We start from the raw sequence: 20,218 nt of genomic DNA on the forward strand, positions 1-20,218 counted from the left end.
GGGAATGGAATGGAACAATATGTGATTAAGCCATGGGATACCCGAGAAGGGAATGTGGAAACGCCGGCTAACTGGGATTTGACAGTGCCACCGGAAGTAGATGCGATCGCAGATCAAGTGATCAAAGAGTATGACATGTCAGTGAAGAGTCGTACGCTCATTACTTCCAAGCCAGACAAAGGCGGGGCGATTTGGCGCATCGAGACAGATAAAGGTCCGCGTAGCCTAAAGGTACTGCACCGTACGCCTGAACGCAGTCTCTATAGTGTGGCTTTCCAAGAATACGTCGTCAAACAGGGGGCAAGGGTACCAGCACTGATTCCTGCCCGAAATGGCAGTCTTTATGTAGAAAAAGGTGGGAAACTCTGGATTGTTACCGATTGGATTGCCTTGCAGCCGGCAACAAAAGTAGATTTGGTAGGCGCGCAAGAGCTTTGCTACGGTCTTGGTGAATTCCATCGTCATTCGAAAGGCTACGTTCCGCCTACAGGAGCCAAAAACTCTTCCCGTTTATACCGCTGGCCCAATCATTATCAAAAGATTGCCAAAAAAATCGGATGGATGCGGGAAGTAGCAAAAGCCTACAGTGAAATCCCAACAAGTAAATCTATTTTGGCTGTCATCGATCGCTATGAACAGCAAGCATGGGCAGCCCTAGAGAAATTAAAAGCTTCTGCCTATCCGAAAATGATCAAGATGGGAGAGGCGCACTGGGGATTGGTGCACCAAGATTACGGCTGGTCAAATGGTCAAAATGGTCCTGGAGGGCTTTGGGTCATCGACTTGGATGGCGTGTCGTACGATTTGCCGTTTCGGGATTTGCGCAAGCTCATCACCAGTACGATGGATGATATGGGAGTCTGGGATGTCTCCTGGATGCGTGGCATGATCGAAGCCTATCATAAGGCGAATCCACTGGATCGCGAATCGTTTGAAGTCCTCTTGAATGATATGGCAGTGCCAAACGAATTTTATAAGCACCTCAAAGAGATGTTTTATGATCCAGCCACCTTCTTGTCGACAGAAGCAGAAGGTATTCTGCAGCGAGTTTTGACGGGGGATCAAACAAAAGATGCAGCATTGGCAGAACTCGCGAAAGACATCAGCAAATACCAACCGGGCAACTATGATCAAATAACGGAAGTGGTTGAACCACAAAGGTTGGCATCCGATATCAAGGAATTGTTACCTGTTGCAGTATCCACACCAACAACAGAGGCTCTCGTCGAGGAACCGAAAGACAAAAAGTCTACGAAGATCAAAGGGTCTAAGGATAAAGTGTCTAAGGACAAAGAGTCAAAGGACAAAGAGTCAAAGGTCAAGGGATCCAAAGACAAAGAGTCCAAACCCAAGGAGTCCAAAGACAAAAAGCCTGTAACCGACAAGGTAGCCAGTTCCCGTCCGACTTCCGAGAAAGCGCTATATAAACCGCAAGAAAGCAAGCAGGAAGGGGCAAAGGTGGAAAGTAGCAGCACAGCCCGCAGAGGTCGGATCTCATTTTCGGGAAGTGTTCCGTTTGTGCTATCAGCGCCACTCGATACAAGTGAAGCACGAAAACTCGATGGTCGAAACAAAAAGCGGGCAACGAGCTCTGCTGTCTCAAAAAGCAGCAAAAAGCCGAGTAAGCCTTTAAGCAAAGTACGGGTCTCTATCGAAGTAAAGGACAAATCACCAAAAGCAAAACCTGCAAGTCAAGCGGGGAAAAACAAAAAAGGAACTGTGTGGACATCTAAACAGCAGTCCCGGACCGTCACTTCCAACAAGAGCAAAAAGGTTGCCAAGGCGGCGAAACTAAGCCGTAAATTCATCAACAATCAGATGAAGAAGCAGCGTCAAATATCGAAGAAGACGAGAGGCAACTAATGTAAGAAGTCGGAACGGGAAAGGAGAATACGGATGAAAGTTATCATGGTCTGTACAGAAAAATTGCCAGTCCCTCCTATACGAGGGGGAGCGATTCAGACTTATATTGCAGGGATTGCAGATATTCTGGGGAGGCATCACGAGCTGACTATCCTGGGAACGTCGGATCCCACGCTACCGAAGGATGAACAAGTTCGCAATGCGCGTTATGTGCGAGTAGATGGGCAAGGTGTGTTCGAGATTTATGCACGCGAAGTAGCCGCTTTCCTGAGTGCGAACAACTATGATGTCATCCATGTTTTTAACCGACCGCGGATGGTTCCCATCATTCGTGAAGTATGCCCGAACGCACGTATCATTCTAAGTATGCACAATGATATGTTTGATCCGGTAAAAATAGGGCAGGCAGAAGCTGCTAGGGCTGTTGCTGAAACAGAACGCATCATCACCATCAGTGATTATGTCGGCCGAGTCATTGCCTCGCTATATCCCGAAGCCGCAAACAAGCTTCGTACGATTTATTCAGGAGTGAATTTGGAAACATTCGTTCCAGTAGAAGGCTCCAAAACGGCGCAAAAGATTCGTCAGGAACTTCGGGCGACGCACAATCTGGGGAACAAACAAGTGATCTTGTTTGTAGGACGATTGACGCCGAAAAAAGGGGCCGACATTCTGGTTCGCGCGATGAATGAACTCCGCTCCTACCATTCCAACATCGCTCTCGTTTTGGTTGGAGGGTCCTGGTACGGAGAAAATAAAATCAGTGACTATGCAGCATATGTACGCTCATTAGCGAATCGTTCGCCTGTTCCCGTTATTACTACGGGATTTGTTCCGGCAGATCAGATTCATCACTGGTTCTGGGCAGGTGACGTTTTTGTCTGTCCATCGCAATGGGAGGAACCACTGGCACGTGTCCATTATGAAGCGATGGCTGCCGGTTTGCCCTTTGTCACGACAAAGCGGGGTGGAAATGCTGAGGTGATCATCGGAGGCAATGGATTGTTGGTCGAGCAGCCGGAGGACCCTCAAGCGTTTGCTGTACAGCTGAAACAACTATTGTCCAGCCGCGATCTCCAACGTCAAATGGGAAGAAGCGGACGACAGCTCGCCGAACAAAGATTTACATGGGATCGAGTCGCAAGAGATGTGCTAGACGTATGGAACAACACGGGTAGGTAGAACCCAAAAGTGAATGCTATCGCCCACTTCCCTGAGAGATCAGAGAAGTGGGCGTTTATTCATACCTTCGGGACGTCGTGCAGTGCCCTGCTAGAGTGGACAGGCCTGTCTGAACAAAAGGGCTTGTCCAACATGCGATTGTACAAAATGGGAGAGGATGCGGGGAATCTACTACGCACAGACTCCCCGCATCTTCAGGTAATCCTGAAGCCTCGCAGAATATCAGCTTGTTCAATTGGGTTCTGCATTTGGAATTATCGCGACGATGTGGGTGAGAGGAATAAGAATAGAGGCTCCGTTTGTTCGCGATGAGGTTACGGTCTGTAATTCAATGATTCCTTCGTCCACTCTAAGAAGCTTGCCGACTCGGTAAGAACGACTCTCAGATCCCCAATCGGTCGTCAGTAAGACCTCCACTAGTTGATCGTTTCTCATACATTTGCTGAGTTCTTGACGAAGCCCTTCTATACAGACTTGATCCGCTGATTCTTCCGATTCGACATCTACCTTCACTAATGGTGCCGGGATGACGATTGGCTTCGGAGCTTCTACTTGTACATAAGGTGCCTCTACTTTTATAACAGGCGGTTCTACTTGTACAACGGGCGCTTCTACTTGTACAACAGGAGCTTCTACTTGTACAACAGGTGCCTCTACTTGTGGAATGGGGGTGGTCACATTCACGCGAGGTGCGCGAACGTGGATACGGACAAAACGGCGTAATTGCCTGAGCAGACTATTGGATTTGCGTTTGGTAGATCGCTTCTTGCAGCGGCAGCGGGCTTGGTTTGCTTTTAGCTTCTTCTTTCTAGATGCTTTCAAAGGCAACACCTCCTTACTATCAATGCAATATCATATTCAGCAGGGGGACGACCGTATTGGACTAACACCTGATTTGACAAAATCAGGCAGGAAAACATTAGCAAAATTAGATGATTTTTTTAAAAAAGCAGGAAAATCGTGTATACTTATCAGGTAATCTCAAAAAGAAAGATGGAGGTTTCTCATGAATCGTACGCCGATTGCCCCCATGGGTGTGGGGAAGCTGTTGGACAAGAGCTTTTCTGTGTATCGCCAGCATTTTGGAGCATTCTTTTTGTTGGCTTTAATTTGGTTCGGTCCATTGTTACTCCTGCAGCAACTGCTTTTGGTTGATCTGACCAGGGTGCCTTTGCTTGCACAAGATACAGAAGGTATGGATTTTGCAGAATCGTTAGGCGCAAGATTTGCCGGACAAGAAGAATTTATGACACAAAGCCTTCCGATGCTGCTCATATTCATATTCCTTGTCGCGCCAATCCTGTTGATCATCGCCTATCCGCAAATGATTTCCGGTTCGATTTTACTGACGAAGGCTGCTCTCGAGGGAGAGACCTTGAGCTTAAAAGATGCCTTGAAGGGGGCACTTCGCAGATTTTGGCCGCTTGCGGGCAGTACTTTCCTATATGGAGTAATCGCGTTTGCAGTGTCGACAGCATTTGTCATCGTATATGGATTAATTTTCGTTATGTTCGCCTTCGCCGGTGGAATGACATTAGAAACCCTGTTTGATCCGTCAGATGAAGGCAGCATTGTACTTATGATCGTTCTGGTTTTATTTGGCTATTTATTCTTAATTGCTGGGATGATGCTCGTACCGGGCTATTTCTTAATTCGTTGGGGTTTTTATATGCCGCTCGTTCTGTTCGAACGCGATGGTGTCGGAATCGGCCAAAGCTGGAATATGACAAAAGGAAACTTTTGGCGTTTATTCGGTCTTTTTGTTGTTCTCAGTGTGATCTACTCGATGTTCTCTAGCGGTATGCAATTAGTACTCACTGGTGTCTTAGGTACCTCTATCCTCGCGCAAATGATTCTGGTTGCACTTACCTGCCTCTTGACCCCTTGGATGGCCATTGTGTACGCTTTGGCTTACTTTGATCTGCGCGTGAGAAAAGAAGGAACAGATTTACAAGAGCTAGTAAGCCGTCAGCTTGCCACATCTGCACCAGTAGAACCAGCAACTCCTATTCCTGCACAAGAGCCGGGAGTTACACATGATTAGCACGAGTCCTTGGGTAGATGACAAGGAGCATTTACAAGAGATTCTAGCCAGAGACGAGTTCAATTTGCCACAAGGTAGTGGAGAGAACTGGATTCAAAGGGCGATAGAGTTTGTGATCGAGTTGCTCGCCGATCTTTTTGAGTGGACCCATATTCCAACTGGTGCGGCTAATACCGTATCTACTCTCGTGCTCATTATGGCTGTACTGGGACTGGTCGGCATCATTTACTGGTTATTCCGCAGAATGATTTGGGTACAGAAGAAGCATCGACCGTTGTTTATGGACGGTGAAAAAATACGTTCTCATGCAGATTATTTGCGTGATGCGAAAGAAAAAGCAGCGCGAGGAGAATGGCGGGAAGGAGAACGCTCGTTGTTTTTGGCGTTGTTGGTATATTTGCAAATGAAGTCATGGATTCGTGTGGAGAAATGGAAAACGAATTGGGAATACGCAGAAGAAATTGAGGCAAATCAACCGAGCTTACGCGATGTATTCGGCAGCTTCGCACGAGAATTCGACGCTGTTTGGTACGGGCAATCACTTATTGACGAAGCATCGTTCTGGAAGCGTGTAAACGAACTGGAAGGCATCTGGCGCGAGGAGGGACAGCATGGATAGTTTGCGCACCTATCGTGTCGGAATCGTTGTGGCTACCTTGCTGCTCGTCATCGTGGGCTGGTTGATCGTGAAGCCTACTGCTGAACCTCTCCCACCGTACTTGGCTTCGTCTGCACAGCCGAGCGGAATCAAGGCTGTGCTCGTACTACTGGAGGAAAAAGGCAAGCAGGTCAGGGAATGGCGGCAGCCTATGCGTTTTTTACCAACAGCAACTGGGCAGGCCATGCTCATAGTAGAGCCGGAAAGACTGATGCCAGAGGAACAGATAGATATTCTGGATTGGGTCAGTGAAGGCAATGACCTAATTCTCTTTCACTCGAGACCAGAGTGGGAAGACCTTCCCTTTTATACGGAGTACATCCGGGAAAAAGAAAATCAGGAGCGAAACATTCAGGGACCTCTCGTCCAGGGCAGGTACATGGGCAAAGCAGAGACCTCATTGAGATTTTTAGAAGATGACGACATGGAGCCACTTCTCTACGACGATCAGGGGATACTCGGAGGAAGAACAGAAGTGGGAGATGGCAGTGTCACGTTTTTTCTCGTACCGGAATGGCTAACCAATCAAAAAATTCATCGACTTTCGCACTTTGAAGCGATCTGGCCGTATGTACAAGGAGATTGGCCGGTTCTTTGGGTAGACGAATACCATCACGGCTTGCAGGAAAAACCAGGTTTTCTGGCGATCTACCCGGGCTGGCTCATAGCTGCCTGCATTCAACTCAGTATCCTGCTTTTGCTATATGTGTGGTGGAGAGGAAAACGTTTCGGACCGGTCTATACGCTTAGGGAATGGACGGTGCGCCGTGGTGATGAGACGTTGCTCGCCGTGTCTAGCTGGTATGAGCGAAGAGGGCTGGCACAGGATGCGTTACGCCATCGAGAAGCGTACATGCGACAACTGTTGCACGATCGGTGGGGAGTGCACCAGCGAGCCGATCGTGTGGAAATCATGCGATATGCCAAAACAAGATGGACAAATCAAGAGGTAGAGAAATTCGCTCATCTGCTGGAACGACTGGAACAGGCAAAAAACGAAGGGCGATACTCGCCGAAGAGCTTGCTTGCAGACAGTCTTTTGTTGGATGAGATTACGAAGCGTCTGGAGAAGGAGTGACAACGACCGTGGAGCAATTGTTGCAACAAATGGAAAAAGAGCTGGTTGGTCAGCGGCAAAATGTTCGGTTACTGTTAACAGCTTTGGTTGCCGGTGGACACGTTTTGCTAGAAGGTGTACCTGGTATCGGAAAGACGAAAATGGTAAGGACCTTATCGGAATTGATGGGGGGCGTGAGCAAGCGCGTCCAGTTTACGCCTGACATGATGCCATCGGACATTATTGGTCATGTGGTGTTCAATATGCAGCAGAACCAGTTTGAGACAATCAAAGGTCCTGTTTTCGCTAACTTATTGCTGGCGGACGAGATCAACCGGACTCCGCCGAAAACCCAAGCGGCTCTTTTAGAAGCCATGGAGGAAGGGCAAGTGACGATTCATGGTGTCACCTATCCTTTGCCAGATCCGTTTTTCGTCGTCGCCACGCAAAACCCGGTGGAGTACGAAGGGACGTATGTGTTGCCGGAGGCTCAGCTTGATCGCTTTTTGTTCAAGCTAACAATGTCGTATCCTTCGCATGAAAATGAAAAACAAATCCTAGCCAAACATATTCCCTACAAGCGCAGCCACGAGCGTAATCAAGAGCCGCTCTTTACATGGGAGGATATTTTGGAGAAACGACGCCAATTAGAAGAAGTGGTTGTGGATGATTCGATTTTGGAGTACATTACGACACTGATTCGCAATACACGCGAAACGAAACGCTTGCTCTTAGGTGCCAGCTCTCGTGCTGGAATCGCTGTGTTGATGGCGAGCAAAGCCTGGGCACTTTTGGACAATCGCAAGTTTGTGACGCCTGATGACGTGAAGATGGTGGCCCGCCCTGCATTGCGGCACCGACTCATACTGTCACCGCAGGTAGAATTGGAGGGGGGTACCAGTGACCACATCATCGAAGAGACGCTGGCAGCTATTCCAGTTCCTCGCTGATTTTTTGGCAGACCGTTTTGTCTTGCCATCCAAGCGACTGCTTGTGGCAGTTTTGCTAGGCACACCCATCGCGATCGTCGGATTTCTACTGGAGATTGGCTATTCGACATTCTTTTTGTACAACGGTTTACTCGTGATTGCTAGTATCTTGGATTGGGTTACCATCCCCAAACGGAAAGACTTGTCGATCCGACGAATCTTGCCTGAGCAGACAGATATCGGACAATCGTTTTCGATTGAGCTTGAGCTTGCGAACAGAAGCGGGCAAACCGTTGCATACTCCATCGTGGATGATCTTCCGCTGTCATTTGAAGAAGCAGGTCCGGTCACGGGTGTGATGGAGCAACCCTTAACCAACATACGTTTTGAAACAAGAGGAAAAGAACGCGGAGAGTACTTGTTCCGCTGGCTTTACATGCGGTGGCATGGCAAGCTCGGCTTGTGGTATCGCCAAAGCCGCTTTGCGTGTGAACAAACGATCAAGGTATACCCTGACCTTTCAGCCGTTCGTGGCTATTTGGCTTCGTTGCAGGAGAGCCTGATCGTCGACGGGAAAAAAATCATGCGCAGGGCGAAAGCAGGTACGGAATTCCATGCAATCCGCGATTACGTGCCTGACGATGATCCTCGGATGATTAACTGGTCTGCTTCAGCACGCTCCCGACGTCTGATGACGAACCAATATCGACCAGAGCATGGCAAGGTGATTACCATTCTGATCGATTGCGGCAGGCTGATGGGCGTCGAGCTGGATAACCAGACGAGACTGGATCGATCGCTGGAGTCTGCGCTCACGTTAGCGGCAGTGGCATTACGCCAAGGAGATCAGGTAGCGCTACTGGCCTATTCGCATGAGATCAAGACGTACATACCTCCAGGCAGAGGGCTGCGCCACTTGCACACCCTTTTGGAGGCAACCTACAACCTGACGAGTGATTTTGTAGAGGCTGATCCGGCGAAGGCGCTTGAATTTTTGAATCGCCAGCAGAAGAGAAGGAGCTTGGTGGTTCTTTTTTCAGATATGGAAAACTACCTCGTCGAAGATCAGTTGAGCAATTATTTGTGGCGGATGCGCCGTTCACATTTGCTCTTGCTGCTGTCTTTGGCAGATCCGCTTCTGCATGAATGGAGTCATATAGACACGAGTAACAGTAGCTTGGCGTTTACGAAGGCGGTAGCTCAAAGGTTCCAGCTCGATCGCAGGGCGTTTCAACAAAAAATGATCGGCGCGGGTATCCAGGTACTGGACGTTCCGGCCGATCAATTGACGCTGACGGTTATCAATACTTATTTGGACATCAAATCAAGAGAAGCTTTGTGAGAATCGGGTCTGTATCCGAGAAGGTACCAGGCAATCAGCAAAAGTAACGTGCCGACAGCTACGATGTACTTGGCCTCGAGAGAGAGACTCGAAGGAGTAATATAGCCCTCGATGATTCCCGCGATGAACAAGAGTGGGATCGTAGCCAATAGGAGATGCGCAGACTCTTTTGCCGCCTCCAAAAATTGATGTTTTCGTGCGTAGCGTCCGGGCACAAGCAGGCGGTACCCCATATGAAGACCTGCTCCGCCAGCAATAAAGATGGCTGTCAGCTCGATCACGCCGTGTGGCAAAATGTAGGCCCAAAACGCATAGCTGCTATCTGCCTGATAGTAGACGGCTGCCAAAGCTCCAACCAGAAGGCCATTGAACAAGAGAAGGTAGATAGGAACGATTCCGAATGTTATTCCACTGACAAAGGCCAGCATCGCAACTTTGATGTTGTTGGTCATAATCATTGTGGAGATGACCGGATTGTCGAGTGAGTCGTGCCCTTCTCCCAGCCTGGATGGATCGATCTGCTCAGCCATCCCTTGTGGCAAGACATAATACAGATTAAGTGGATCGACCATAACAGCGGCAAAGCCAGAAATACCACCGATGATGAGGAGAAGCGCTGCCACACCAATGAAGCTCATTCGCTTATGTACGAGACCCATCAGGTAGCTACCGAAGAAATGCTTAAGCTGCTGCCAACTGCCTGTTCGCTGCTTGTAAGCCAAATTATGTGCACGTAAGACGAGTTGATTTAAGTAGAGTGTGATCTCGTCTGCAGGATGGTAGGAGCGTACATAGGCCAAATGAGCAGACGTTTTCTTGTACAGCTGAGTCAGGCGATCAATATCGGTAGCACTGATGTGCCGAGGTTGTCGGGTAAAACGCTCCACTAATTGTTCCAGTTCGGCCCAAGAGGCTTTATGCTTGTGCCAAAACGAGGTAATATCCATGTATAATGCCTCCTTACAATAGCGCGTGTTTAAAACTCGAAAAAACCTCAAAGTTTCGAGGGGGGAAGAAAAAAATCATGAATGAACCGACATACGCCAGTGGGGCTAATCGAGAAGCGTCTGTCGTGACGCCCGAGCATGTGATGCTGCGATTTCAGACGGCAGGTCTAGGCAGCCGTGCCACTGCGATGCTGATTGATACAGGAATTTTGCTCCTGGTTAATCTTACTGTATTTATTTTGTTTGGTATAGTTTTATTTGGAAATGAAGATGATTTTTTCCTGGATTCTGGCAACTACGCGTTGGCCATCGTCCTCCTGGTAATCTTCGTAGTGAATTTTGGCTACTATTGGTTACAGGAAGCATTCTGGGGCGGTCAGACTGTTGGCAAAAGGCTGGTGGGAATACGGGTCATCCGTGATAACGGACAGCCTGCGACGTTTGTTTCCTCGACGATCCGGAATCTGTTTCGCATCATTGACGCAATGCCAACAGGTTATTTTCTCGGGGCGCTCGTATGCTTTTTCCACCCCCGTGATAAGCGAATTGGCGATATGGTAGCGGGCACAATTGTCGTGGTGGAGTCAGGACAGCGATCGGCTCTTTTTCAGAAAAAGAAAGACAAACAGCCAAACGGCTTTGATTTGAATCATGCGCTACTCGTACTTGACGAGCGCCAAAAACAGGCGATTACCCGAGAGGACTGGCAACTGCTTTCCTCCTTCATCAGCAGACTAACTTCTTTATCTCACGCGAAAAAATATGAACTCGGGAATCAAATTGCCAGCATCATGCGCAAAAAATTAGAGCTTGTCGACGAACAGAATACCAAGGAAGATCCGATCCTGTTTTTGCAAAGACTGCACAATCAGCTGCAACACGAATTTCAACTCCGAAAATAAAGCGAAGTACCGCCAAAAAATATTGGCGGTATTTTCTTTTCTCGACGTATTTTTCCATTATTCAGCAAAATGCTGCTTCAAAAACTTTCTATGTTATAATGAAACCTCACTCTATGCCACAGAAAGGAGGAGGGAGCCGATGGACGACAAATTCATGGGAACGTCATCGACTTCGTCACCCACACTGCCACTCCCGGCAAACGGGAAGCAGAAAGGAAGACGCAGAAGAGGCAGCCTTTTTCAGGCATTGATTCCCTCCCAGACAGAAGGTAAGCGCCCTTTACTACCAATCGTTTTGGCCGTTCTGGTCTGGGTGGGACTTGCCTATGCTGGATATGCCTTTGCTGTTTATACGTTGGACAAGCAGCAGCAATTTGTGAACCAACGAATTGATCAAATGCAAGAAGATAATCAAAAGCAGATGAAGGCATTGGGAGATCAATTGACTCTGGTGCAGGAAGAAATGCAAAATGTCCAGAAGGGTCTGGGAAATCTGGAAGAAGATTTGGCATTGACTGGTGAAACCATTGGTGGCACTAACAAGACCAAAGAAGCTCTGCAGGATCGGGTTGACCAGCTCAACAAACAGCTGGTTGATTTGAAAGCATCTCTGAAAAAATTGGAGGATGCTGCCCGTGCTTGGTAAGATAAACCGTTTCTTTCTCTTTCTGTTGGCGCCTGCTCTCGGTTTTTTGGTCGCTTTTGCGCTGGACAATCCAGTAGACAAGCTCCAGACAGAAGGCCTGAAGCTCCCTTCTGCCATAGCGAAGAGCCAGGCAGATGAGCTGGGGGAACGGCTCAACGACACCAAGGTGCAGCTTAGAAACGTAGAATTCGTCATCGAAGACATCCGGGATCGCTCGAAAAAGGAACAGAAAGAATACGAGCAACAAAACAAGAAGATCAGCAGCGCACTTGAAGCGAGCAAATCCCAGACACAAAAATCTGCGGATGTATTGGACACGATTTTGTCCAACATGCTTGGCAAGCCGATCGGTCAACACTTCGGGAAAAACTCGACAGTGAAAGTCTATTCCCTGCAAGAAGGCGGATACCGCGGTTATATGGCCAAAGTTCGCCTCAATGATCCGAAAGCGTTGAAAATGGTGCTGGCCAACAACTCTGTGAAAAGTAAGGGAGAAACGACGAGTCAAGCTGGTAAGCGTACAGGAGCCATTCTTGCGATCAATGCAGGCGGCTTTATGTCGGACAAGCAGGGCAATCTGACTCCGTTAGGCATTACGGTTGTTGACGGCAAGATTCGTACCTTTTCCAATAATGCGAAGCTGAGCTTTGTCGGTTTTAACAACAAAGGTCATCTGGTCGGAACAAACATCAAGACGCAGGCGCAAATTACGCAACAAGGGATATTGCAGGGTGCGAGCTTTTTGCCGCGTCTCTTGCAAGACGGAAAGCGATTGCCTATTCCTCGTGATTGGGCGAATGCGCGTCAACCGCGAACGCTGATCGGCCATTTCGACAACGGCGATTTGCTGCTGATTGTCATTGATGGAAGACGAGATGGCTGGAGTAATGGTGTTACGCTGGAGGAAGCGCAAAGAAAGCTGCAAGAGTGGCATGTCGTGGATGCGTATAACCTCGACGGCGGCGGCTCCAGTGCGTTTTATTACAATGGCAAGCTGTTGAACAAGCCTTCTGGCGGCAAAGAACGACGCGTGGTGAGCAATCTGGTCGTCATGCCATAAGCAAAAATCGCAACACTCTTCTGTGAAGACGACAAGTCTAGCTGCAGAAGAGTGTTTTTTTCTGTAGAGAAAAGTTTGCCTAGGCAACTGTGAATGTGGGTTGACCTTAAAAAATGCTGAAAATTATAATAATAGAAGAAGTTAATGAAATGGAATAGGAGGGATCGCATGAAAAAAGGGATGTTGGTTGCCCTCTCGATTGTTTCCGTGCTCTCGTTTCCTCATCTTGCGGTGGGAAAAGTCCCAGGTGTGCCAGCAGGTGTGCAAGGAGCTACAAAAGGAATTGTCGCGGTCTCTCATCCAGCAGCGGCGCAGGTCGGCAGAGATATCTTGGCAAAGGGTGGCAATGCGATTGACGCTGCCGCTGGGATCCAATTTGCTCTGAATGTGGCAGAACCGTATATGTCCGGTATCGGCGGCGGTGGCTTCATGATGATTTACATGAAGGATCAGAACAAAGTGACCGTGATAGATAGCCGGGAAGTGGCGCCTGCCAAAGTGACTCCCGATATGTTTTTGCGGGCAGATGGTACGCCGATCCCATTTGAGGAGAGACATACGAGCGGTCAGGCCGTAGGTATCCCAGGGACATTGCTGGGTGTAGAACAGGCGTTGGAATCGTATGGGACATGGGACCTGGGAAAAGTGATAGAACCGTCGATTGAACTGGCGGAAAAAGGAGTACGCGTCAACTGGGTGTCTGCTCAATTTATTGCCAATTCCATGGAAAAGCTGAAGAAGCACGGGACGGCCGCACAGGTGTTTGCGCCAAACGGCGTTCCACTCAAAGAAGGTGAGATGCTGATTCAGCCCCAATTGGCGAAAACGTTGAAGATCATCCGCGACAAAGGCTCGGATGCCTTGTATGAAGGGGAAATTGGCAAGGCCCTCGTCGAGGAGGTACAAAGGACGGGTGGCTCCATGACACTCGATGATTTGCAGGCGTATCAAGTAAAAGAGCGTGAACCAGTCCGTGGCATGTATCGCGGATATGAAGTGATTTCGATGGCACCACCCAGCTCTGGCGGCTTGACGCTGATTCAGATTTTGAAGCTGATGGAAGGCTACGATAACAAAAAGGACGGAATCGGGTCGGTAGCCTATTTGCATCATCTGATTGAAGCAAACCACCTCGCTTACGCAGATCGGGCGGCGTATATGGCGGACGAGGACGTTTATCCGGTACCGAAAAAGGGGCTGATTGCAGACGAATACATCAAGGAACGGCGTCAGCTCATTCGTGAAGAGACAGCGAATGCCAATGTAGTGGCAGGAGACCCTTGGAAGCACGATCCTGGCAAAAAGCCAGAGGTGTCCATAAAACTGAGAGATCAATCTCCGGTCAAGCAGACTACGCACTTCTCTGTGATGGACAAATGGGGGAATATCGTCGCGTATACGACGACCATTGAAGATATTTTTGGAAGCGGTGTGATGGTTCCGGGTTACGGCTTCATGCTCAATAATGAGCTTACAGATTTTGACGCGATTCCTGGCGGTGTCAATCAGGTCGAGCCCGGCAAGCGCCCGCGTTCGAGCATGACGCCAACTATGGTGCTAAAAGACGGGAAGCCTTTTTTAGCAATTGGCTCACCTGGTGGCTCCACGATTATCGCCTCCGTATCGCAGACGATTCTCAATGTGATCGATCATGGAATGGAAATTGAGGATGCCATCCGTGCACCACGTATTTTTTCTAGCAGCTATCCAAATGTGACGTGGGAGGCGGGCATTGACCAAGATGTCATCCTGCAATTGATGGCAAAAGGTCATGTCTTTGCCGAGGAACCGACGAACATTGGTAACGTCCAAGCGATTGTGTACGATTATGAAACGGGAAAAATGTACGGCGGAGCGGATAACACACGCGAGGGTACTGTTCTCGGTGTCGATGCCATCGCGTATACGGCTGCTCAGCCAATCCAGTCGCCAAAAGAAAAAGAAGGCCCCTTTGACTTATTAGTCAACGGCAATGTCTACCCATATACAGCAGAGCAAAAAGTGATGATAGATGGAGTCGCGTATGTTCACGCCAACAAGTTGCTGTTAGGGTTGGGACAAAAAGTAACGTCCTTCCAGTCTGATATGGTTATGGTGAAGGGAATTCCTTACCTGCCTGTCAAAAAAGTTGGTGAGAAGCTGGGCTATACAGTCATGTGGAAGGAAGGAGAGCGGTCCATCGAGTTGAATCGCAAAAAGTAGGCTAATCAAGGAAAGGGTGTAGCAAAAAATGAAAAAGGTACTTGTACTCGGAGGAACGCGATTTTTTGGAAAGCGATTGGTCCAGCTTCTTGTTGAAGCTGGGGCAGACGTAACGGTGGCAACAAGGGGGCTTACCCAAGTGGAGTTGCCTGCCTCTGTCAAAAGAATGACGCTTGATCGTGATGACGTCCATTCACTGGCAGTTGCGGGAGAAGAGCAGTGGGACGTAGTATACGATAACATCTGTTATTCCTCTCAAAATGCAATGGATGCGTGTAAGGTTTTTCGGGGGAAAGTGGGTAAGTACGTTTTGACCTCTACCTTGTCCGTCTACGATTATGCAGAGGAACCACTACAGGAAGAAGCATTTGATCCATTCACGTATGAAATCAACCGGAAAACAAGAGACGAGACGACCTATCAAGAAGGCAAACGTCAAGCAGAAGCCGTCTTTTTTGAGGAGAAGGCCTTCCCTGTTGTAGCTGTTCGTTTTCCGATTGTGCTAGCCGAAGACGATTACACCCGTCGGCTATGGTTTCATATTGAGCATGTGCAAGAGGAACGACCGATTGGTCTCACGAATCCCGCTGCCAAGATGTGCTTCATACATGCACAGGAAGCAGCTCAATTTTTGGCATGGGTGGCGACAACGTCCATAACAGGGCCAGTGAATGCGTGCTCTGATGGGACTGTTTCGCTTGCTGAGTTGATGGAGATGATTGGGCAAACCGTCGGAAAACCCGCCCGAATGGAGCCAACGACAGATGCTTCTGATGCATCTCCCTTTGGATTTGTAGCATCCTTTTACATGGATAACGGTAAGGCTAAAGCCGCGGGCTTCCCATTTTGGTCGCTGGATGAATGGTTACCGGTGCTTGTCAAAAACCTAAACGAGGAATATATCACCGAAAAAGTGTGACCTATCTACCTTTTCTTTCGTATAACTCCATGGTAAGGTAAAGCAGAACATATGTGTCTGTAAGGAACCAGGAGGATCGATCATGAACAAAAATCGCACCAGCAGCCTTGCGATCGTCGCAGCACTATCAGTAGCACTACTCAGTGGATGTGAACCTCCCTCATTAAGTGGATTGTTATCCAGCGAGTCGAATGAACAGTCCGCGGGAGAGGGAACGCAGTCAACGACAGTTGAGCCAAATAACGAGGAGACAGCACGTCCTCAACGGGCATCTCTTGCAGAGACGATAAAAGATGTGGATGGAGTGCCAACCGTTACGAATGAAACAGATCTCTCGGTTGTCGTAAATAAACAGCGGGCATTGCCTGCCGATTATATTCCGCCGGATTTGGTAGAGCCGAATGTGCCGTTTCCTTTTGATGAAAAAGTTGAGAAGCGATTGCTGAGAGCAGAAGCCGCACAAGCATTAGAAGAACTGTTTGCCAAAGCAAAGACAGAAGGTATTGAACTGTACGCCGTTTCTGGCTATCGCTCGTATAAGACCCAAAAATCGCTGTACGAAACGTATGTAAGGACGCAAGGTGCTGAACATGCCGCTGCCTACAGTGCCGTACCTGGAAAGAGCGAGCATCAGACCGGCTTGGCTATGGATGTGTCCGGATATGATGCAAATACACGCTTGGAAGAATCATTTGCTGAGACACCTGAAGGAACATGGCTGGCAGCCAACTGTGCAGACTTTGGGTTCGTCATTCGTTACTTGAAAGGCAAGGAAGATACGACTGGATATGCGTATGAGCCTTGGCATTTGCGTTATGTAGGGAAGGAGATGGCGAAAGAAATTATGGCAGGTGGTCTTACTTTGGAGGATTATTTTTCTGAAGCGGCAGTTGCTCACAAATAACGTCATCGAAACGAAAAGAGCCGCCCCGTTAAGGAGCGGCTTTTTTCTACCTGAATAAATGTTAACGTGGGAGGCGAATCTGGGACAGCGGCCAGTATACGACCTCTGCACGACCAACTACATGATCCAGTTGAACTGGGCCAATGACGCGGCTGTCCATACTGTTGTTACGATTATCTCCCATGACAAACACGCTGCCCTCAGGAATTTTCACAGGATCAAAATCTTCGGTTAACGTCACACCTGCTGTAGAAGCTTTTAGCTTGTTTTCGACCAAATACTCTTCACTGAGAGGTTGGCCATTGACATACACTTGATCATTTTTGGCTTCAACGGTGTCACCAGCTACTGCGACCACGCGCTTGATCCAGTTGTCCCCAGTTGCATCTGGATGAATGATGACGATATCGCCAGGTTGCGGTTCTTTGAGGTAATAAATCGCTTTGTTGACGATGACGCGCTCGCGGTCATGCAACGTACTTTCCATGGAACGCCCTTGGACGACGTAGGGGGCCATGACAAATACGTAGATAAAGGCAGTCAATCCGCCAATCAAGACAAACGATTTTAACCAATCGAGCAATTCCACTTTCCATTTTGGTGTAGGGTTGGTTTGTTCCATTGAAATTCTCCTATGTATGTGGTTTCTGTGGCAAATATGCCTGAGTCAAATGCCTCGTGTGTGTAAGGCTGTCTTCCCATTATACATGCTTTACGAATAGATACGAAAGATGATTCAAGGAAATAATTGGCTCTTGGGTAAAACTGAAAAAGTCGTAACATTATTTTGCAAGCTTACCTATTGTCAGTTTTTCCTGTTTGAGTTAAGATGTTCTTGAAATAAGTTTTACAATAAAAATATTAAGTGGTAAACACTTTGTCTGGCTCATACATATCTTTCGTGAAAAGAAATAATTTTGGGAGTTCTCTTGATCTTCCGGTACTTAGGCTATATAGTTTTATAGTAAAAGTACTTATATTATTAATTTTCCGAAAATAGGTGATGTCGTGAGCAATATGTCCCGTGCCAGTAAACTTGAGGAACTGGATCGAGTATTTGTCGAAATTGCTCGTTTCTTTATTAACAATTGGCTAGAAGAGGAGTCAATCAGTCCAAAGCAGTTTATCTTGCTACGAGTGCTGCATCAAAAAGGACGAAGCACAGTTTCTGAGCTGGCGACCATTTTGAAACTGTCCAATAGTGCCACCACCATTGCGCTTAATCGGTTAGTGAAGGCTGGTTTTATCGACCGTGTCCGAGACGAACAAGATCGACGTGTAGTGTGGGTCACATTATCACAACAAGCGATTCCGACTCTGGAAGGACTTTTGTGCGACAGGAGAGCACTGGTAGGAAAGCTGCTGGAGAATCTGAACGACAACGAGTTAGAGCAGTTTACGTATTTCCTCAGGAAAATGCAGCAGTCCATATAGACATGGCCATCAAGTTCGGGTCTGGGGACATTCTTGCAAGACAAAAGTGTGTACCGCGGGAATGGGAGTGTACACATATGAAAAAGAAAAGCACACTGATCATGAGTTCTTGTATCTTAGGAGCAGCTCTGTTTACACAAGCTGCATTTGCAGAAGAGGCAGTAAAAGCTACTGAAACGACTACTGCAACAGAAGCAACAACAACGACTACAGAAGAAAAACCTGCAACCGACGAAAAGCCAGCTACTGAAGCACCTGCGACTGAAGAAAAGCCTGCAACTGAAACTACACCTGCACCTACAACAGAAGCAAAACCAGTAGCTCCACAAACAGTTAACCCAATTCAAGGGCTGACTCAACAAGGTGGCTGGATGATGATGCCAGGTAAAGATGAGTTCGTAATGGTGAGTGGCCAATACGTTCCAGTAATCTCTACTGTAGCTGGATGGACAATGATGCCAGGAACAGATCAATTTGTTACCACGAATCGCATCACTCCTGTAAATGCTCCAGCTGCTGGTTGGACAATGAGTGCACCTGAATCCGATAACAATAAATAAGTTCCTTTACAAAAGACGCGTTGTCCCTCGATTGGGCAAGGCGTCTTTTTTTCGGGTAAATCTGGAGATTCCTGTACAAACTATAGCGAATAGAAACCAAAAGAAAGGAGGAACGAAAATGGCAGGTGATGATAAGGATCAGGCTCGATCCAGAGCAAGAGAGTTGGGCACGGAGGATGCAGGCGGTGCTGTTTATTATCAAGAGGCAGACGAATATACGGCTGGTCTTGCTACGACGCAGGAGTTGGTCAGTGACATCTACAAGATGGGAACCATTGAGGACAGGGAATAGACGATGTAAAAATATAGGAAAAGGCCAGCCTGGATGCAAGAAGGCTGGCCGCTTTTGATTCCGTTGATAAAAATTTTTTTATTGACTTAGTAGATTGTATCGGTAAAAATACAAGAGGAATCAGAAAATTTAAAAAGGGTGTGCCACGAATGAGAGACTCACGATTAGATCAATTAGCGTACAATCTGGTTAACTATTCTGTACGAGTACAGCCAGGGGAAAACATTTTGATCAACGCGAAAGGGGACACACCGGATTTGGTGCAAGCCCTCGTGCGTGAGATTTACAAAGCAGGCGGCAGTCCTTATGTTCAATTGATTGATCCCGCCGTAAGCCGAGAAATCGCAATGAATTGCAATGAAGAGCAGTTGAAGACCATGGCTCAACATGAAGTTGAACTCATGGAGAAAATGCAAGGTTACATCGGAATTCGTGCAGCGAACAACATCAATGAGATGGCGGATGTTCCAAGTGACAAGCTCAGCATCTACTCTCGCCTGTATGAGTTGCCAGTGATGAACGTGCGCGTACCGAAAACGAAGTGGGTTGTTCTTCGTTATCCGAATCCTTCCATGGCGCAGCTTGCGAATATGTCTACAGCAGCTTTTGAAGATTTTTACTTCCAAGTATGTAACCTGGATTATGCGAAAATGGACAAAGCAATGGATAGTCTGGTTGACTTGATGAATCGCACAGACAAGGTACGCTTGGTAGGACCTGAAACGGATCTCACCTTCTCAATCAAGGACATTCCTGCTGTGAAATGTGCTGGCCTGCGCAATATACCAGATGGTGAAGTGTATACAGCACCTGTGAAGGATTCCGTAAATGGTGTTATCACTCATAATGCACCAACACCATACCACGGCTTCACTTTCGAAAATGTTCGCTTGACCTTCAAGGATGGCAAAATTGTGGAAGCAACAGCGAACGATACCGAACGCTTGAATCAAATTTTGGATACGGACGAGGGAGCGCGATTTGTTGGGGAATTCGCTATTGGTGTGAATCCTTACATTCGCAACCCGATGAAAGATATCTTGTTTGACGAAAAAATAGACGGAAGCTTCCACTTCACGCCTGGTCAATGCTATGACGAAGCATACAATGGGAACAAATCGTCTGTGCACTGGGACATGGTTTCCATCCAGCGTCCGGATTGGGGCGGAGGGGAAATCTGGTTTGACGACGTCCTGATTCGCAAAGATGGTCGTTTTGTCATTGCAGAGCTTGAATGTCTGAATCCAGAAAACTTGAAAGGGTAAGGCAAAGCCTAC

At 47.8% G+C, this 20,218-nt stretch carries 20 protein-coding genes; 17 read left to right on the forward strand and 3 right to left on the reverse strand.

Features of this window, described 5'->3' with window-relative positions; translation table 11 throughout:
• The first annotated feature begins 9 nt into the window (after positions 1-9).
• Together HP568_RS08555 and HP568_RS08560 are read left to right on the forward strand one after the other, a co-directional pair.
• Complete coding sequence (locus tag HP568_RS08555) at positions 10-1,863, forward strand: CotS family spore coat protein (protein WP_173628865.1); 1,854 nt, start codon at positions 10-12, stop codon at positions 1,861-1,863.
• A 33-nt stretch (positions 1,864-1,896) separates the two neighbouring features.
• Positions 1,897-3,045: a glycosyltransferase family 4 protein gene (locus HP568_RS08560; RefSeq protein ID WP_173628866.1), complete on the forward strand. Its 1,149-nt coding sequence runs from the start codon at positions 1,897-1,899 to the stop codon at positions 3,043-3,045.
• Positions 3,046-3,276: 231 nt separating this feature from the next.
• Here HP568_RS08560 and HP568_RS08565 read toward each other — a convergent pair whose 3' ends face one another.
• Positions 3,277-3,876, reverse strand: a complete 600-nt coding sequence (locus HP568_RS08565) for a hypothetical protein (RefSeq protein WP_309142212.1) — start codon at positions 3,874-3,876, stop codon at positions 3,277-3,279.
• A 175-nt stretch (positions 3,877-4,051) separates the two neighbouring features.
• On the opposite strand from HP568_RS08565, the gene HP568_RS08570 reads away from it, so the two are divergent.
• The 5 genes from HP568_RS08570 to HP568_RS08590 are packed head-to-tail and all read left to right on the forward strand — an operon-like array spanning position 4,052 to position 9,075.
• Complete coding sequence (locus HP568_RS08570; RefSeq protein WP_048033617.1) at positions 4,052-5,089, forward strand: DUF7847 domain-containing protein; 1,038 nt, start codon at positions 4,052-4,054, stop codon at positions 5,087-5,089.
• Positions 5,082-5,708: a DUF4129 domain-containing protein gene (locus tag HP568_RS08575; protein WP_173628868.1), complete on the forward strand. Its 627-nt coding sequence runs from the start codon at positions 5,082-5,084 to the stop codon at positions 5,706-5,708. Before HP568_RS08570 ends, HP568_RS08575 begins: the two co-directional genes overlap by 8 nt.
• Positions 5,701-6,825, forward strand: coding sequence for a DUF4350 domain-containing protein (locus HP568_RS08580; RefSeq protein WP_173628869.1), 1,125 nt, complete (start codon positions 5,701-5,703; stop codon positions 6,823-6,825). Before HP568_RS08575 ends, HP568_RS08580 begins: the two co-directional genes overlap by 8 nt.
• Before the next feature lie 8 nt (positions 6,826-6,833).
• The gene (locus HP568_RS08585) at positions 6,834-7,754 is read left to right on the forward strand and encodes an AAA family ATPase (protein WP_048033614.1); all 921 of its coding nucleotides are present in this window, start codon (positions 6,834-6,836) and stop codon (positions 7,752-7,754) included.
• The gene (locus HP568_RS08590) at positions 7,705-9,075 is read left to right on the forward strand and encodes a DUF58 domain-containing protein (protein WP_173628870.1); all 1,371 of its coding nucleotides are present in this window, start codon (positions 7,705-7,707) and stop codon (positions 9,073-9,075) included. The genes HP568_RS08585 and HP568_RS08590 overlap by 50 nt, the downstream gene beginning before the upstream one ends.
• On the opposite strand, the gene HP568_RS08595 is transcribed toward HP568_RS08590, so the two are convergent.
• The gene (locus tag HP568_RS08595) at positions 9,042-10,022 is read right to left on the reverse strand and encodes a stage II sporulation protein M (protein ID WP_173628871.1); all 981 of its coding nucleotides are present in this window, start codon (positions 10,020-10,022) and stop codon (positions 9,042-9,044) included. The two genes, HP568_RS08590 and HP568_RS08595, sit on opposite strands and share 34 nt — an antisense overlap.
• Positions 10,023-10,099: 77 nt before the next feature.
• On the opposite strand from HP568_RS08595, the gene HP568_RS08600 reads away from it, so the two are divergent.
• From HP568_RS08600 to HP568_RS08625, 6 genes are all read left to right on the forward strand, one after another.
• On the forward strand, positions 10,100-10,924 hold the full coding sequence (locus tag HP568_RS08600) for an RDD family protein (protein WP_173628872.1): 825 nt from the start codon (positions 10,100-10,102) through the stop codon (positions 10,922-10,924).
• Between the two features lie 139 nt (positions 10,925-11,063).
• A complete protein-coding gene (locus tag HP568_RS08605; RefSeq protein WP_048033610.1) occupies positions 11,064-11,570 on the forward strand; it encodes a coiled-coil domain-containing protein in 507 nt (168 codons plus the stop codon).
• Positions 11,551-12,630: a phosphodiester glycosidase family protein gene (locus HP568_RS08610; protein WP_173628873.1), complete on the forward strand. Its 1,080-nt coding sequence runs from the start codon at positions 11,551-11,553 to the stop codon at positions 12,628-12,630. The genes HP568_RS08605 and HP568_RS08610 overlap by 20 nt, the downstream gene beginning before the upstream one ends.
• A 168-nt stretch (positions 12,631-12,798) precedes the next feature.
• Positions 12,799-14,832, forward strand: a complete 2,034-nt coding sequence (gene ggt, locus HP568_RS08615; RefSeq protein ID WP_173628874.1) for a gamma-glutamyltransferase — start codon at positions 12,799-12,801, stop codon at positions 14,830-14,832.
• A 28-nt stretch (positions 14,833-14,860) separates the two neighbouring features.
• Positions 14,861-15,751: an NAD-dependent epimerase/dehydratase family protein gene (locus HP568_RS08620; protein WP_173628875.1), complete on the forward strand. Its 891-nt coding sequence runs from the start codon at positions 14,861-14,863 to the stop codon at positions 15,749-15,751.
• A gap of 82 nt (positions 15,752-15,833) precedes the next feature.
• Positions 15,834-16,655, forward strand: coding sequence for a M15 family metallopeptidase (locus tag HP568_RS08625; RefSeq protein WP_048033606.1), 822 nt, complete (start codon positions 15,834-15,836; stop codon positions 16,653-16,655).
• A gap of 61 nt (positions 16,656-16,716) precedes the next feature.
• On the opposite strand, the gene lepB is transcribed toward HP568_RS08625, so the two are convergent.
• Positions 16,717-17,277 (reverse strand): signal peptidase I, encoded by a 561-nt coding sequence (lepB, locus tag HP568_RS08630; RefSeq protein ID WP_048033605.1) that lies wholly within the window; start codon positions 17,275-17,277, stop codon positions 16,717-16,719.
• Between the two features lie 386 nt (positions 17,278-17,663).
• On the opposite strand from lepB, the gene HP568_RS08635 reads away from it, so the two are divergent.
• The 4 genes from HP568_RS08635 to HP568_RS08650 all read left to right on the forward strand — a co-directional run bounded on the left by HP568_RS08635 (position 17,664) and on the right by HP568_RS08650 (position 20,206).
• Entirely contained in the window at positions 17,664-18,089 is a 426-nt protein-coding gene (locus tag HP568_RS08635; protein ID WP_173628876.1) for a MarR family winged helix-turn-helix transcriptional regulator, read from the forward strand.
• 101 nt (positions 18,090-18,190) lie between these two features.
• Positions 18,191-18,649 (forward strand): hypothetical protein, encoded by a 459-nt coding sequence (locus HP568_RS08640; RefSeq protein ID WP_254551080.1) that lies wholly within the window; start codon positions 18,191-18,193, stop codon positions 18,647-18,649.
• A gap of 118 nt (positions 18,650-18,767) precedes the next feature.
• Entirely contained in the window at positions 18,768-18,941 is a 174-nt protein-coding gene (locus tag HP568_RS08645; protein WP_173628877.1) for a DUF4025 domain-containing protein, read from the forward strand.
• 149 nt (positions 18,942-19,090) lie between these two features.
• Entirely contained in the window at positions 19,091-20,206 is a 1,116-nt protein-coding gene (locus HP568_RS08650) for an aminopeptidase (RefSeq protein WP_047068072.1), read from the forward strand.
• Positions 20,207-20,218: the final 12 nt, after the last annotated feature.

Source organism: Brevibacillus sp. MS2.2, assembly GCF_013284345.1.
GTDB classification, from domain to species: domain Bacteria; phylum Bacillota; class Bacilli; order Brevibacillales; family Brevibacillaceae; genus Brevibacillus; species Brevibacillus brevis_C.